15 protein-coding genes are annotated in these 15255 nt (G+C 50.1%); 2 read left to right on the plus strand and 13 right to left on the minus strand.

Features of this window, described 5'->3' with window-relative positions:
- The 9 genes from VF260_04090 to alaS form a co-directional block, all read right to left on the minus strand.
- Positions 1-645, minus strand: a 645-nt coding sequence (locus VF260_04090; GenBank protein HEX7056363.1) for a cache domain-containing protein, incomplete at its 3' end; no start/stop codon positions are given.
- 88 nt (positions 646-733) lie between these two features.
- Positions 734-2017: a U32 family peptidase gene (locus VF260_04095; GenBank protein ID HEX7056364.1), complete on the minus strand. Its 1284-nt coding sequence runs from the start codon at positions 2015-2017 to the stop codon at positions 734-736.
- A 28-nt stretch (positions 2018-2045) separates the two neighbouring features.
- A complete protein-coding gene (locus VF260_04100) occupies positions 2046-2978 on the minus strand; it encodes a peptidase U32 family protein (GenBank protein HEX7056365.1) in 933 nt (310 codons plus the stop codon).
- Between the two features lie 35 nt (positions 2979-3013).
- Positions 3014-4123, minus strand: coding sequence for an endolytic transglycosylase MltG (gene mltG / locus VF260_04105; GenBank protein HEX7056366.1), 1110 nt, complete (start codon positions 4121-4123; stop codon positions 3014-3016).
- 57 nt (positions 4124-4180) lie between these two features.
- Complete coding sequence (locus VF260_04110; protein ID HEX7056367.1) at positions 4181-4510, minus strand: DUF1292 domain-containing protein; 330 nt, start codon at positions 4508-4510, stop codon at positions 4181-4183.
- Complete coding sequence (locus VF260_04115; GenBank protein HEX7056368.1) at positions 4510-4809, minus strand: DUF1292 domain-containing protein; 300 nt, start codon at positions 4807-4809, stop codon at positions 4510-4512. Before VF260_04115 ends, VF260_04110 begins: the two co-directional genes overlap by 1 nt.
- A gap of 45 nt (positions 4810-4854) precedes the next feature.
- Complete coding sequence (gene ruvX / locus VF260_04120; GenBank protein HEX7056369.1) at positions 4855-5268, minus strand: Holliday junction resolvase RuvX; 414 nt, start codon at positions 5266-5268, stop codon at positions 4855-4857.
- Positions 5269-5311: 43 nt separating this feature from the next.
- Positions 5312-5590 carry an IreB family regulatory phosphoprotein gene (locus tag VF260_04125; protein HEX7056370.1) on the minus strand — a complete coding sequence of 93 codons (279 nt, stop codon included), beginning with the start codon at positions 5588-5590 and terminating at the stop codon, positions 5312-5314.
- A gap of 108 nt (positions 5591-5698) precedes the next feature.
- Positions 5699-8326 carry an alanine--tRNA ligase gene (alaS, locus tag VF260_04130; GenBank protein ID HEX7056371.1) on the minus strand — a complete coding sequence of 876 codons (2628 nt, stop codon included), beginning with the start codon at positions 8324-8326 and terminating at the stop codon, positions 5699-5701.
- A gap of 1219 nt (positions 8327-9545) precedes the next feature.
- Here alaS and VF260_04135 point away from each other — a divergent pair.
- Positions 9546-10757 carry a hypothetical protein gene (locus VF260_04135; protein ID HEX7056372.1) on the plus strand — a complete coding sequence of 404 codons (1212 nt, stop codon included), beginning with the start codon at positions 9546-9548 and terminating at the stop codon, positions 10755-10757.
- 152 nt (positions 10758-10909) lie between these two features.
- On the opposite strand, the gene VF260_04140 is transcribed toward VF260_04135, so the two are convergent.
- From VF260_04140 to VF260_04155, 4 genes are all read right to left on the minus strand, one after another.
- On the minus strand, positions 10910-11980 hold the full coding sequence (locus tag VF260_04140) for an AI-2E family transporter (protein HEX7056373.1): 1071 nt from the start codon (positions 11978-11980) through the stop codon (positions 10910-10912).
- Positions 11981-12143: 163 nt separating this feature from the next.
- Complete coding sequence (locus VF260_04145) at positions 12144-12353, minus strand: hypothetical protein (protein HEX7056374.1); 210 nt, start codon at positions 12351-12353, stop codon at positions 12144-12146.
- 109 nt (positions 12354-12462) lie between these two features.
- Entirely contained in the window at positions 12463-13611 is a 1149-nt protein-coding gene (locus VF260_04150) for a cysteine desulfurase family protein (protein ID HEX7056375.1), read from the minus strand.
- 9 nt (positions 13612-13620) lie between these two features.
- A complete protein-coding gene (locus VF260_04155; GenBank protein ID HEX7056376.1) occupies positions 13621-14040 on the minus strand; it encodes an Rrf2 family transcriptional regulator in 420 nt (139 codons plus the stop codon).
- A gap of 191 nt (positions 14041-14231) precedes the next feature.
- On the opposite strand from VF260_04155, the gene VF260_04160 reads away from it, so the two are divergent.
- The coding region (locus VF260_04160; protein HEX7056377.1) for an LTA synthase family protein at positions 14232-15255 on the plus strand (1024 nt) is incomplete at its 3' end.

Raw genomic sequence — 15255 nt, forward strand, 5'->3', positions numbered from 1 at the left:
GTTATCCGACAATTTGACGGCGGCCAGTTCCTCGCTGATCGAATCCAGTTTGACTTTTAACACAATAATGCCAATGTTTTGAAGTGAGTTCACATCTTTAATCACACGGGCAACGGCAAATGCTTTCGTTTTGCTGCCGGAGGCGCTGTCCAAAGACGGTATCCAGACGAGTTTCCCTTTCGCCTCAACCACTTCCTTGAACCAGGGCTCTTTCTCGACGCCCTCCTTTATGGACCCTTGTCCGATAACCGCCTTGCTGCCGTCCAGATAAATCAATTGGATCGAATCAATCGCTGAATCCACCAAAAGATATTTGTTGAATTGATCGCTTATGTCCCTGGATAATGTCAATTGCTCATAGGAATCCGCCGTTTCTTGGTATTTTTGCACATTATCCATAAATATTTTATCGGCAATCAATTGGTTGGAAACTTGCGCATACTTGGCAAAAATCAGATCAAGCCGCAAATTCGTTTGAATAATCGTTTCCTGTGAACTGGCTTCCGCTTTATCGGTAATGGTTTGCTTGGCAACCTCAAACGAAATGATGCCAACTAGCAATACAAACAGCACGATGCTGACAAAAAACGCCAGAAACAATTTCATTCCGACAGATCTGGCAGGGTTGAATTTATGCAGATTCATTGCTTCACCGCCCTAATAGGAATAAGCTGGAATGCTTCTTATTTCGACAAAAAAGTTTGGAATCCTTTAAAATGAGACAGAAAATCTTTCAAATTCTTTTCCGCATCAAGTTAAGCGGAGCGACCGGCTGATCGGTGCGCACGCGGACAATTTGCAGCGGGTGGCGGGCGGCATCAAGCCGATTGCCTTCCTCGTCGCGAATTTCCGTGACAGTCTGCCGGAATAACGTTCCACTCGGGCCGAAAAATTCAATTTCCTGGCCTGTTTTGAAATGATTTCTTTGTTGAATGCGCGCGCATTTTGACTCTTCATCGTAATCGAGCACAACACCGGCGAAATCGTATGCCGCGGCTTTCTCCTGTTCGCCGTAGATATGGTCCTCGTGGCCGGGTTTGCCAAAATAAAATCCCGTATTCAAAGGGCGGTTGGCCGCTTTCCAGATATCTTCGACCCACTCCCGTTGCAATTCATAATGGTCGGGGTCGGCCAAATAAGCGTCAATCGCCCGCCGGTACGCGCTGACCACAGTCGCGACATAATGCAGGCTGCGCATCCTCCCTTCAATTTTAAAACTGTCGATTTCCGCATTGATCAGCGCGGGAACATGTTCGATCATGCCCATATCCTTTGCGCTCATCGCAAACGGATCATCGTCCTGGTCGTTTATTTGAAAAGCAAAGTCGTCAAGCGCCTTTTGGCCGCCTTGCTCGTACAAATCGTATTTCCAGCGGCACGATTGGCAGCAACCGCCGCGGTTCGAGTCCCGGCCGGTAAAATGATTGGACAAAACACAGCGTCCGGAAAAAGACGAGCACATCGCGCCATGAATGAACGTTTCAATCTCGATATCCACGCGGCGCTTGATTTCGCGAATGTCTGCGAGGCTAACTTCCCGCGCCAATACAACGCGACTTAGCCCTTCTTCTTTCCAAAACCGGACGGCTTGCCAATTCATTGTCGATTGCTGCGTGCTCAGGTGAATCTCCAATTGCGGAGCCGCTTGTTTGGCTGCTTCGATAATGGCCGGATCAGCGGCGATGATGGCGGATATTCCCGCTTCCTGCAAGCCGCGCAAATAGTCGGGTATGCCGTCCAAATCTTCATTATGCGCATAAATATTGGCCGCCACAAAGACTTTTGCGCCATATTGGCGCGCAAACGCCACGCCTTCCCGCATCTCGTCCAGGGTAAAATTATCGGCATTGGAGCGCAGTCCGTATTTTTGCCCGCCTATATATACAGCATCGGCGCCATAGTGCACCGCAAATTTCAGCTTTTCCAAATTTCCCGCCGGGGCAAGCAACTCCGGGCGTTTCAATGTCCGCCCGCTTTTCGTCGCCCGCGTTTTGGGCATGTCCAATGTTGCCGTCATGTTGTCCGACCTGCCTTTCCAATCAGCTCTAGTAAACTTGTTCTTTGTAAAAAAATCCGTATGAAAGTTCCCGCTTCGGGTCCTGCTTTCGTTTGATCGCTTTCAGCCAATCTTCATTGAATTCATATGTCGCGGGGTTCGCGACGTAAGCGTCAATCGCTTGCCGGTAAGCTCTCAATACGGTTTCATTGTAGTCCGCCGGTTTCAACAATGCTTCAATTTTGATGCTGTCAATTCCGCCATCCAGCAATTCCGGCAAATTTTCAATCATGCAGATGTCGTCCGAACTCATAATATGCGTACCGTTGACATCCTCGAAAATGGGGAATGTTTGATTCGGACGCTCCGACTCCACCAGATACATGCCCCGCGCCTTATCGTACGTTTCCGCGCCCGTATCTTTATGCGCATGCCGCATGAAATGCGTAATCAATTCCCTTTTGGAATGATAAATATTTGTCATGCCGTGAACCTGGACCTGCACTTCCAGATTGGCGCGGCGTTTGAATTCCAGCACTTGCTCCATATTCAGTTCTCTCGCCAGGACGGCGCGGGCAACTCCTTTTGCCGCCCAAAAGTTGGCGGTGGCGTAATTCGTCGATGTCATTTCCGCGCTCCAATGCAACCGCAGCCGCGGCGCATGCGCTTTTGCCGCTCTCCATACGGCCGGGTCGCCAAACACAATGGCGTCGACGTTTACTTCCTGCAATGCGCGCAAATACCCGGGAAGCGCATCCAGAATTCGGTTATCCATAATATTGTCGACCGAGACAATGATGTTTGCCTTGAGTTTGTGCGCTTCCGCCACCGCTTTATTGATTTCCGTCAAGTCCATATCGCCGGGAAGCCGCATTCCGAATCGTTGTTCTCCGACGTTTACGGCATTTGCGCCAGCTTGAATATATCTGATCACTTCATCCAGATTGCCCGCGTTTATTAGCAATTCCGGTTTTTTGGCCACCGGCGGCACCTCCTGTCATGAACGGCCTGTCGCCATTAATTGCCGCGATTTGCGGCGTTCTTTTCGCTTTTAAGGCGATTTGCCTTGTGCTCGTTGAAGTCTTTTGCGAAATAATGCCCGTTCGAGCCGTCTTTGCGCGTTACATAATAATAATATTTTGTCGAAGCGGGTTCAAGGGCCGCTTTGATCGACGCCAGGCTGGGATCGGCAATGGGCCCTGGCGGCAATCCCAGATGGAGATACGTATTATAAGGGCTGTCAACCTTGAGGTCGTCGGCGTACAATTTTTCCTTTTGTTTGCCTAACGCGTATTGGATCGTTGCATCAATCTGCAACGGCATGGGCTGTTTATTATGCAGCCGATTATAGATGACACTGGATATGATCGGGCGCTCCTCAGGCAAGACCGCTTCGCGCTCGATCAATGATGCGATGGTCAGCAATTGATGGAATGTCACGCCATTTTTTTGCATTTTGCTTTGCCAATCGGCAGGCAGCGTGTCCAGTTTACGGTCCAGTTCTTGAAGCATCCGCTCGATGATCTCCTGCTCGGTGCTGCCTTTTTTCATCTCATAGGTTTCCGGAAACAGATAACCTTCCAGCGGCTCTTTAAGCGCCGGGTTTTTCGGAATATCGCCGATATGCTTTGCCGAGAACAATTCCGGTTTTTTCGCCAATGCCAGAAACTTCTCTTTATTGACAATGCCCAACTTGCCAAGCTTGTCCGCTATTTGTTCCACCGTATAACCTTCGGGAATCGTAAACCGGACCGTCGCCGCCTTAACCGTATCGCCGCTGTTTAGCTTCTGGATAATGTCGTCCAGTTTGATGCCGGGTTTCATCGCATATTCTCCAGCCTGAAACCGGCTGCCTTCGTGCTTGTATTTTACATACAGCGTAAATATGAAACTGTCACGGATGATGCCATGTTCCGCCAAAGCATCGGCAATGCTTCGCGTATCCATGCCTTTTTCAATCTGCACATGCACTTCGGAGCCCGTCGGTTCCATAGGCTGCAGCGCGTTCGCAACATACAAGGCAACGCCCGCCAGACATCCCGCGGCTAAGAGCAGCAAGGATGCCAGCACAATCAAGATATTGCGTAAACGGCGTCTGCCGCAGTCAAGTTTATATGCCTCTTCCACGTTTTTCCTCCTTTTCCCAAAAAGAAAGAGCGACAAGCGCTCGGTTACGACAGTTTATCATTTGTCGTCTTCATCGGCGGAAATCAGCGAAAACAAAAAATCGTCGTACATTTCCGCAACCTCATCCCATTCATCGTCGTCTTCGATCGTTTCCAGTTGCGTTTCGCCGTGCTCATCCAGAACGGCGCGAAAAATGGCGTACTCATCTTCCTTTTTTAATGTTTCCGACTGCAAAACGGCGTAGTTTCGTCCATGCAAGGAACATTCATACAGAATGCGGTGCTCGACGTTTGCGCCGCGATCATCGGCAAGTTCCACCACATCGCCGAATTTGTCGCGCAACAGCCTTGTTTGTTGAGCGGCAAGCGGGGCGTTCTGCTTTGACATTACTGCTTTTCCCCGCCTTCTTCCCCAGCCTCCATTTCATCCAACAACGTATGGAATGTTTCCTCCACCATGTTCCATTCGTCTTCGTCTTCAATGGTATACAGTTTAAGCTCGTCGCCGTCTTCTTCATAACGAAACGCGAAAACTTCATCCGTTTCTTCCGCATCCGGGCTGTCTTCTACAGGCACGACCATCATGTATTTGGCGTTTGTGTCGTCAACTTCAAATTTCATGATGACTTCGAATTCTTCTTCATTTCCTTCTTCATCGGGAATGTAAATCAGTTCGGGTTCTTCCATTTGCGCATTCGCATCCGTCACAAAATCCATCTCCTTTTAGGGAACTTATTTTTGTTTGGCATCCAAAAAACCTTGCAAAATCAAGACAGCGGCCATCTTATCGATAACCTGTTTCCGTTTTTTCCGACTCATATCCGCTTCAAGCAGCGTTCGCTCGGCCGATACGGTCGTCAACCTTTCATCCCACAAATGCACCGGCAATTTTAGTGTTTCTTGCAACGTTTGCGCGAATGCGATGCAAATTTCTCCACGCGGACCAATTGTATTGTTCATATTTTTGGGAAGCCCGACGACGATCTCCGCGACATCAAATTGCTCGACCAATTGCCTGATTCTCGACAAATCGCGCTCGTCCGTCGCGCGCTGAATTGTTTCCACGCCTTGCGCCGTCCAAAGCAATTCGTCGCTGACAGCCACTCCGATGGTCCGATCGCCGTAATCAAAGCCCATAATTCTCATGAATGATAGAATCTCCCGCTGAAAATGATTACCGGAGGGGCGCTTATTTCTGTTGATCTTCCGGCAGATGAACGCGCAAATATGATTTGACCAATTCTTCGATCAACTCGTCCCGCTCCCGCTTGCGAATGATGCTTCGCGCATTGTTATGGCGCGGAATATAGGCCGGATCACCCGACAGCAAATATCCGACGATTTGGTTGATCGGATTATAACCCTTTTCTTGCAGAGCGGCAAATACGGCTAGGATGACCTCGCGGGAAGATGTTTCAACTTCGTCCGCTTTTACGTTGAATTGCATGGTTTTGTCCATCGAACCCATCACGGCACCCCCTGGTGAAGCGAAATAAAACCTAAGCACCCTAATTGTAAATATTCTTCACCGGCAAAAAAATTCCTTTTTTTTGCCGGCCTATGCGAATGCGGCGTATCAGCCGTTCCATTCGGCAATCAATGTTTCCACCGCTTTCAGTGCTTCGCCGAGGCGTCCGGGATTTCTCCCGCCCGCTTGCGCCATGTCGGGCCGGCCTCCGCCTCCGCCGCCGCAAATTTCGGATACCCGCTTGATGATTTTTCCGGCATGGTAGCCTTTTTGCACCAAATCTTTGGTCACCGCGGCGAGCAACTGCACCTTGCCGTCCATGTTCGCGCCCAGCACGATTACGGCCGATTCCAATTTATCCCGCATCCGGTCGGCAATCAATCTTAATGCGTCCATGCTTGAGGCTTCGACCTGTGCCGCCAAAACGGGTATATCGCCGACGGATTTAAGCTGCTCCGCCAATGAACCGGCTTGCAGCGCCCCCAATTTGACTTGCAGCGACTCGTTTTCCTTCTGCGTTTCCCGCAGTTGATGTTGCAACGACTCAATCCGTTTGGGCACGTCGGATGTCGTTGCCTTTAACAACACAGCCGCTTCCGACAGCAAGCCGATCTGCCGTTCCACATATTCGTACGCATGCCGCCCGGTAACGGCCTCAATGCGGCGCACGCCCGAGCCGATGCCGCTCTCGCTGACGATTTTAAACAACCCGATCTGTCCGGTGCTTTGCACATGGCAGCCGCCGCACAACTCGATGCTGTAATCGCCGGCGAATACGACCCGGACGATATCGCCGTATTTTTCTCCGAAAAGCGCCATGGCTCCCAAAGCTTTGGCTTCGGCAATCGGCATTTGCCGGATTTTGACCGCGACATCTTTCCATATTTGCTCATTCACGCGCCGTTCAATATCATTGAGCTCCTCGGCAGAAATGGCGCCGAAATGGGAGAAGTCAAACCGCAGCCGTTCCGGTTCCACCAAAGAACCGGCCTGATTGACGTGGTAACCGAGAACTTCTTTCAATGATTTATGCAGCAAATGGGTAGCCGTATGATTTTTGACCGTTTCGCCCCGCAAATCTTGCGCGACAGCCGCCTTGACCACGCTTCCCTTACGCAATTCGCCGGATTCCACTTTAACCGTATGCACGTGCTGCCCGTGCGGCGCCTTGCTGACCTCCATGATTTGCGCGAAAACCCCGTCGCCGCTAATGGTGCCGCGGTCGCTTACCTGGCCGCCGCTTTCCGCATAAAACGGCGTGCGGTCCAGAATAATGCGGCACTCCTGGCCGGCGGCGGCACTTTCCACGAATTGGTCGTTATGCAAAACGGCAACGATTTGCGCCTGAGTCTCCAAATCAGTATACCCAACAAATTCGCTTTTAACCGTAAAATCCGCCAACGGGCCGCCTTGAACGCGCATTCCGCCCGCTTCGTGCCGCGCGGCGCGGGCGCGCTCCCGCTGTTCTTCCATCGCCGCCGCAAAACCTTCGCGGTCTACGCTTAAACCTTTTTCCGCGGCATAATCTTCCGTCAAATCAAACGGAAATCCGTACGTATCGTACAGCTTGAACGCGTCTGCCCCGGAAATGGCCTGGCGGCCTTCCTTAAGCGCCTGCTCGCAGAGGTTATCCAAAATAGTCAATCCGTCGCTCAACGTTTCATGGAACCGCTCTTCTTCCGTGCGGATCACGCGCTCGATCAATTCGCGCTTTTCCACAATATCCGGATAATGCCGCCCCATCGTTTCGCCCAACGTTGCCACCAGCTGGCACAAAAACGGTTCGTTGATGCCAAGCGTTTTGCCGTACCGGACTGCGCGGCGCAGCAGCCGTCTGATGACGTAGCCTCTGCCTTCATTGGCAGGCAAGACGCCGTCGCCAACCGCAAAAGCAACCGCGCGAATATGATCGGCAATCACTTTCAGGGCGACGTCTGTTTGCTCGTTTTCGCCATATTTTACGCCGGCAATTTTGCAAGTTTGCTGAATGAGCGGCTGAAACAAATCCGTGTCGAAATTGGAGTCGACGTCTTGCAACACAGCGGCAAACCGTTCCAGGCCCGCTCCCGTGTCGATATTTTTGTTCGGCAGCGGCGTGTAGGAGCCATCCTTGTTGTGATTAAACTGGGAAAACACGAGATTCCATATTTCCAAAAAGCGCTCGTTTTCGCCGCCGGGCCAGCATTCCGGATCGGACAGATCGCCGTATTTCTCGCCGCGGTCATAAAAAATTTCCGTACAAGGACCGCACGGCCCTTCGCCGATATCCCAAAAATTGTCCTGCAGTTTGTAGATTCGCTCTTTTGGCAGGCCGATTTTCCTGTTCCACAATTGGAACGCTTCCTCATCCTCCGGGTAAACCGTAACGGACAAGCGGCTCGGGTCAAAGCCGATCCATTTTGGATCCGTAAGGAATTCCCAGGCCCAGGTAATCGCCTCTTCCTTAAAATAATCGCCGATGGAAAAATTGCCGAGCATTTCAAAAAACGTGTGATGTCTGCGCGTCTTGCCGACATTTTCGATATCGTTGGTGCGAATGCATTTTTGCGCGTTGGCAATTCGCGGATTTTGCGGTTTAACCCTGCCGTCGAAATACGGTTTCAGTGGAGCCATGCCCGCGTTGATCCACAATAACGAAGGATCGTTTTGCGGCACCAATGATGAACTGGGCTCGATGTGGTGCCCTTTCGTTGCAAAAAAATCCAACCACTTTTGGCGAATTTCACTAGCATTCATTTTTTATTCCTCCATCGATTGGCATGATTCAAAATAAAAAAAATCCCTGCTGCCACAGGGACGACTCTTTGTCGCGGTACCACCCTGGTTATCACGCAAAACGCCGCGCCGGCACAATCGCGCAATCTCCTCGTGCAGCGAATAACGGTGCTTACCCGACGGTTTTTAACCGCACTCGAAAACCAGCTTTCAGCCGATTCCGTTTCCGTTCCCTTGCAGCCAACGACCAACGGTCGAAGGGGAACGATCTCTGGAAAACGGATGTACAGCCTACTTTGTTTTCTCATCGTTTTGTTTCGTTATCAATCACGGAAAATTATAAACAACCGCTTGTCCGAAGTCAACTTGGCGCATCACTCCGGTTGAAATGTGACTAAACGCCTGTCGGCTAAAGACGGCAGATTTCTGTCAGCGGCTGAAACCCGGCTGTTTGGGCTAAAGCCTGCCGATAAGCAATCTGTGGCTTTAAGCCACTTAATGTTTGCCGATAAGCAATCTGTAGCGAAAGCCGCCTAAAGCTTACCGTCGGACACTACGGACACCCAGTCGTAGCTTATCCGCAAAACCACGGTCGGTTGGCCGGCTTGCGGCCTTTAACGGTCAAAGTAGGGAGCTCTCGGGTCTAACGGACGTGACAGAGGCTATTTTAGTTTTTTCGCCTGGTTTTCCAGTTTAACGGTCGCAGGCGCGCTTATTTAAGCACTTTGTGCGGTATTCAGGTAAAAATAAGGCGAATAGCCGCTCAAGCGTCCGTTAAAATTTTTGCCCAGCCTTTTTTCGGTAAATAGGCTCTGCTACGTCCGTTAGCGTTGCGCGGGGAGGAATGTGCAGGAGGAACGCTCGCGATGTGCTGGGCGGGTAGGTTGGGCGGGAAGGCGCCCTCCGTCCAGGTGAATCGGGAGCGCGCTCACGGAGACAAACGCAACGGTTGCAGGCGAATCGGCCTCCCCAAGAACCGCCTGCATTCCACAATCTGCCGGAAGTGTTGCTTTTCAACCCGTGGCGTCTGCCTTCGCGGCGCAACCGGCGGAGGTCGGGGGCCACAATCGGCGGGGCCGTACCGCGTTGATCGCGTTCATCAAGCCGTGACCGCTGGAAAAATAAAAAGAATTGTGAACAAAGCAATTGCTTGATTGACATAAACTTTTCCGCATATTAAGATACATTTGTGAATTCATTGATAATGATTATCAATATCAAATTCTCAAGGAGGTCAACAATGACTCAGAAATCCGTATTCGCATCATGCAAACTCTTTTTGATTCTCGCATTAACCATCTCCTTGCTTGCCGCATGCGGCAATAAAGAAGATAACGCGGCAGCCGACGAAACGCAAACGCCGCAAGCGACGCAAAGCCCAACCGAAAGCCCGGCAAAAGATGAACAATCAGAAGATGCGGAACAATCGGCCGCAAACGCTTATAATGCCATAATGCAAGAAATGAACAAAGCTAAAGACGGCGGTGTCGTCGATTACGATCTGGTCGCGAAAAATTATGCCGATTCGCTGCAGAAACTGGCCGCGCAACGAGACAGCGAACAATCCGAAACAACCAACGAGCAAATTTCTGCAGCCATTGCCGCGGCGAAAAGCAACGAAATGGATGGCGTAACCGCCGCACAAATTGTTGATAAATTGTTGCAAAAAGTATTTTACACATCGCTGAAAGCGGAATTGAAGGAAGCGCTTGACCATTGGGACGACAAGGACAAAGTTCTTGCCGAAGTTGCGGAAGCCAAAGCGTTTTATGCACCGGTATTGGAAAACACCGTCAAAAAGCGGGATAACGCATTCGGCACGCATATGACGGATGCAATCGCCGGAGCGTTCGCGCAACTTGACGAATCCGCCAAAGCAAACGCGCAGCTTGATTTTCAACTGGCAAGACAAGTGATCGACAAAACCTTAATGAAGACATTTTATTTGGCTGTCGGTGGCCAGGAAGTAGGCTACGCCTACAAAGTGGAAAAAGCGGCAGCCGCCAATGAAGCGAACGTGCAGGCTGAGCAAGCGGAAGGTTGGGCGTTTTTCCAAAGTTTGCGCAATTACATGTCGGGAGCCGCGAAGGAAGAGGCCGATCTGATCAACAAAACCTTTGATCTGACAACCGATCCGAAGACGATCAAAGCCGAAACGGTTCATCGCGCGCTCGTCCGCGGCCTGGCTAAAGTCGGAGTGCATGAATACGAAGAGTCAGCGGAAAACTGGGGGCAAGACAAAGCGGTTATTACCGGTATGGAAGGCGCGCTGTTCATCAACATGATCGACAGCGATATCAAAGCGCTGCTTGGCGAAGAAAGCTACCAGAAGTTGCACGAGCAGGCGGAAAACTATATCAATGCGGCGCAGCAGAAAAATAAGGATGAAGCTGATCAACTGCGCGCTGCCCTTATCGGCACGCTAAACGATATTATCCAAAAGATGCAGTAAACGTCCATCGGCAGGGCTCTTATTCTGCGGCAGGGTTCTTTTCCTGGTGACAACGCAATCCCGGGAACACCCTGCCTTTTAATTTTAATAAACACGGCTTATTTTTTGGCGTCTTTTCGTATCCAGCAATGACAAATCGACGAAAAACAGCGTTATGGGTTTTTGTGCCGGACATAATAGACATGCACATGATGCACGATTACTTTGGTCACCGCGAGAAACGGGACCGCCAGAATGAGACCTACGACGCCGGCCAATTCGCCGCCCACCAACAGCGCGAAAATGATGACGAGCGGATGCAGGTTCAATTTGCGCCCGACAATCTGCGGGGAGATGACGTTGCCCTCCAAGTTTTGCACGATCATGTTCACCAGAATAACGAATAGCATCATTTTCCAGGAAATTGTGGCGGCCATGACGATCGCCGGCGCAGCTCCGAGGAACGGGCCAAGATACGGGATGATGTTGAAAATGGCCACAATGCTCGCCATCAAAAGCGGATACGGCAACCCGATCATCCAATAGCCCAAATAAGCCAGCCCGCCGACAATGGCGCAGACGATTAATTGCCCGCGGATATAATTTCCTAACGCCGTATCAATGTCAATCAGCATCTTGATCGTTTCGATCCGGTGTTTCTTCGGTACGATGGCCAGCGCCGTTTTCTCGATCATTTGATAATCCTTCAACATGTAAAAAGCCAAAAACGGAATAATGAATGCGACAAACAGAATATTGATCGTTGTGTCGATTTCGTTAATAAACTTGGTAATGGTATCAGAGATGGATTTTTCCGCTTGCCTGATCGACCGGTTGATGCCTTCCCGGATGGTTGGAGGCACGCTTTTGTTGTCGTTAAAGCCGTCAACCAAATGTTGCGCCCGCGTCGTCAAACCCGGCAAATGCTCGTTCAATTCCTTCAACTGGGTCATAAACATCGGAATCAGATTCATCAAGAGAACGATCACGCAGGTAAGGAACACGGCATAGATCAACAGCACGGCGGCAGTGCGGGGAACTTTTCGTTCATTCAACAGACGGACAATCGGATTCAGCACGTAAGAGATGATCATCGCCACAAAAAACGGCATCAGCACCGTTCTGAGGAAGGCGTAGATGCTCAGGAAAACGGGTTTGAACAGGAATAACAGGTATAAAATCAGGAGGGCAAGCAACGTATAAATCATCGCCAAAAAAATGCGGTTTTTCACCAATTCATTCATTGCCCTTTCCTCACCGTCCGCACGAAATAAACAATATGCAATCTTCATAAGGAAAGTATATGTACAACCTGCCGGAAAAATCCGCATGAAAGCACAAAACCGCCCGTAAGACACGATGAAACCATAATGTCAAACGGACGGAGGCAACACGAAATGTGCGCATTCAAACCTGAACATTGGTTGCTTCCATATGCGAGCATTCTTCTTCAAAAAACAAATCGTCCAACGAACTTAGCGTACCGTCTTCTTCAACTTGATATACGGATACCTTTTCACCATTGACGGTCAATTCGATAAAACAGCCCCAGCAGTAATACTGATGCGAACCAATTTTACCGATGTCCTTGGATTGACAATTCGGACATCGTAGCATCAAACATCACCCTTTTTCCCGTAAGAGTCCATTTTGCATAGATTCGAAACTTGTAGTCTCCAGTATGTTCCATTTTGAAAAGTTTTATTCCAATGCGGACGTGCTTGCCTTATCTATTATTACGTAAACGATTCGCAATCGTTGCTGTTTTTTGGGCTGCGTCTAAAATTTGTTCTTTCGTATTGCCTAACCCGAAACTGAAACGGATTGCCGATTCAAGCAATTCCGGCTCCAACCGCATCGCGGCCAGAACATGGGACGGTTCGAGCGAGCCCGCCGTGCAGGCTGATCCGCTGGAAGCGGCAATTCCCGCCAGATCAAGGTTCATTAACATCGTTTCCGCACTGGTTCCGGGGAAACTGACATTTAAAATATGCGCGGAACTTTCGACCGCATGTCCATTCACAACAAAGCTGCCCTGCAAATGATGCCGCAACTCTTCCAAGAAAGATTGACGTAATTCTTTCAGCAAAAGTTGCTTCTCCGGCAAATTTCGCGCACATATTTTTACAGCTTCGGCAAATCCGGCGATTCCCGCCACGTTTTCCGTGCCGGCCCGCAGTTCATGCTCCTGTTTGCCTCCCCGCAATAACGGGCTGATCGGGGTGTCTTCGCCGACATACAATGCCCCGACGCCTTTGGGACCGTTTATCTTATGGGCGGAAAAACTCATCAGGTCGACCGGCAGAGTGGAGAGATCGATCGGTATAACGCCCAGCGCCTGCACCGCGTCAACATGAAACGGAATTTGCTTGCTGCGGGCGATTCGGCCGATTTCGGCGATCGGTTGCAGCGTTCCGACTTCGTTGTTAACATACATGATGCTGATAAGCGCGGTCTCGGGTCGGATTGCTTGTCCTACATCATCCGGGTTTATTATGCCGGTGCGGTCAACCGGCACGTATGTTACGTCCACGCCGTTTTCTTGCAGGTGCCTACAGGTTGCGAGCACGGCATGATGCTCGATCTGCGCGGTAATCACATGCGGGCGGTGTTTCGCGCTGGCCTTGATTGCGCCGATAATGGCCAAATTATCGCTTTCCGTGCCCCCGCTTGTAAAAATAAGCTCTCTTGGGCGGCAGCCCAAATGCCGGGCGATTGCATCCCGCGCCGACAATATCGCTGCGCGCGCTTCCCGCCCAAATGCATGGATGCTGGACGGATTGCCGTATTTCCCCTGCAAAAAAGGCAGCATCGCTTCCAATACCGCCGGATGAAGCGGAGTCGTCGCGGCATGGTCAAGATACACTTGCGTCAAAACACTCACCTAAATGTAAAACATATAGTTGTCATGTTGGCCTTCATCGTGATAATGAATCAAATGCGCCAACGATGTCGAATCAAGCACCTCGGCGATCGCATCGCGAATGCGCAGCCACAAATCGCGTTTGGCGGGATCTTCTTCTTCTTCAAAATCAACCGGGCTGATAGGTCCTTCCAACACGCGAATAATTTCTCCCGCATGAATTTCTTCAGGCGCGCGCGATAAAACATAGCCGCCGTATGCGCCGCGAATACTTTTTACCAATCCGGCATTTCGCAACGGAGCAACAAGCTGCTCCAGGTAATGTTCGGACAATTGATGCTTTTCCGCTATGCTTTTTAATGAAATCGGGCCTTCGCCGTATTTTTCGCCAAGTTCCATCATTATCGTCAAACCGTACCGGCCCTTAGTGGAAATCTTCAAGAGATGCACCTCAATCTATCGAAATTACACGTATTCATGTTACCATAATTCACATCAACTTTGTAAACAATTCATGACTTTTTCAAAAACTTTTGTGACGTTTCGCAATTTGCGGTTGCGCGACGGATTCCCTGCGTTTGTGATTGTCTGGCGAATTTGCTATGATGGTTGCGTGAAAGGAGTAAAAGGACGTGCAAATAAACGTTCCCGGGGCAAAGCCCGCTCGCGCACTTATCCTGAAAAAAATCTCCCTTTTTCCGCTAAAAACGATCGAATATGTGCTTTTCGCCGCTTTAGTCCTGTACAAGCTTTATATTTTTGATCAAGATTTGGGATTCGACTTTTTTCTTGGCGACATGGTCAAGGTATCGCTGGGGAGCGTTCTTATTGTTTCCTGCTGGACTTTATTATTGCCGCGTTATTCCCGCATAGTCGCGTTATGGCTGCTTGACTGCCTGCTAAGCTTGCTAATCGTCTCAGATGTTGTCTACTATCGCTATTTCCACGACTTTATCACGATTCCCGTGCTGCTGCAAGCAAAGCAGGTCAGCGCCTTGGGCGACAGCATCGGCAGTTTGTTGACATGGCAAGACGTTGCGTATGTGGGCGATTGCCTGCTCTTATTGCTGCTTATTTTTTGCAAAAGACAATTCAGCGTTGACAAGACCGATTTCCTGCAGCGGGCGGCCTATGCCGCCATCGCGGCGATCGTCGGCTTTATGCTTGTTTTCATGCCCATTAAGGCCTATACCGATCAATACGGGACAAGCTTATTTGAAAATAATTGGTGGAACTTGTCCATATTCAATATTACCGGGCTCTTGGGTTTTCATGCATATGATATCAAGCGCTTCGCCGACCAAAATTGGTTCGACAAAGGGAAAGTCACGGCGGCGGACAAACTTGCGATTCAACAATGGTTTGCCGATCATCGGCAACAGCTTGCGGAAAAAACACCGCTGTTCGGAGCTGCCAAAGGTAAAAACGTCATGATCGTGCAACTGGAGTCGTTCCAAAACTTCATGATCGGCAAAACGGTTAACGGCGAGGAAATCACGCCGAATTTGAACCGGTTAAAATCGGAGATGTTGTATTTCAGCCGGCACTACACCATGATCGGGCAAGGGCACACGTCCGATGCCGAGTTTACGGTCAACACGTCGCTTCATCCGCTGCCTGTCGGCTCCGTTTATGTGCGTTATCCCCATCATCTAT

The sequence above is a fragment of the Bacilli bacterium genome (genome assembly GCA_036381315.1).
In the GTDB taxonomy this organism is placed as follows: domain Bacteria; phylum Bacillota; class Bacilli; order Paenibacillales; family KCTC-25726; genus DASVDB01.

Coding starts and splice junctions, on each gene's coding strand:
- VF260_04095 (HEX7056364.1), bottom strand. CDS start 2,017: ATGACGGCAACATTGGACATGCCCAAAACGCGGGCGACGAAAAGCGGG.
- VF260_04110 (HEX7056367.1), bottom strand. CDS start 4,510: ATGTCAAAGCAGAACGCCCCGCTTGCCGCTCAACAAACAAGGCTGTTG.
- VF260_04115 (HEX7056368.1), bottom strand. CDS start 4,809: ATGGAAGAACCCGAACTGATTTACATTCCCGATGAAGAAGGAAATGAA.
- ruvX (HEX7056369.1), bottom strand. CDS start 5,268: ATGAGAATTATGGGCTTTGATTACGGCGATCGGACCATCGGAGTGGCT.
- VF260_04125 (HEX7056370.1), bottom strand. CDS start 5,590: ATGGGTTCGATGGACAAAACCATGCAATTCAACGTAAAAGCGGACGAA.
- alaS (HEX7056371.1), bottom strand. CDS start 8,326: ATGAATGCTAGTGAAATTCGCCAAAAGTGGTTGGATTTTTTTGCAACG.
- VF260_04135 (HEX7056372.1), top strand. CDS start 9,546: ATGACTCAGAAATCCGTATTCGCATCATGCAAACTCTTTTTGATTCTC.
- VF260_04140 (HEX7056373.1), bottom strand. CDS start 11,980: ATGAATGAATTGGTGAAAAACCGCATTTTTTTGGCGATGATTTATACG.
- VF260_04145 (HEX7056374.1), bottom strand. CDS start 12,353: ATGCTACGATGTCCGAATTGTCAATCCAAGGACATCGGTAAAATTGGT.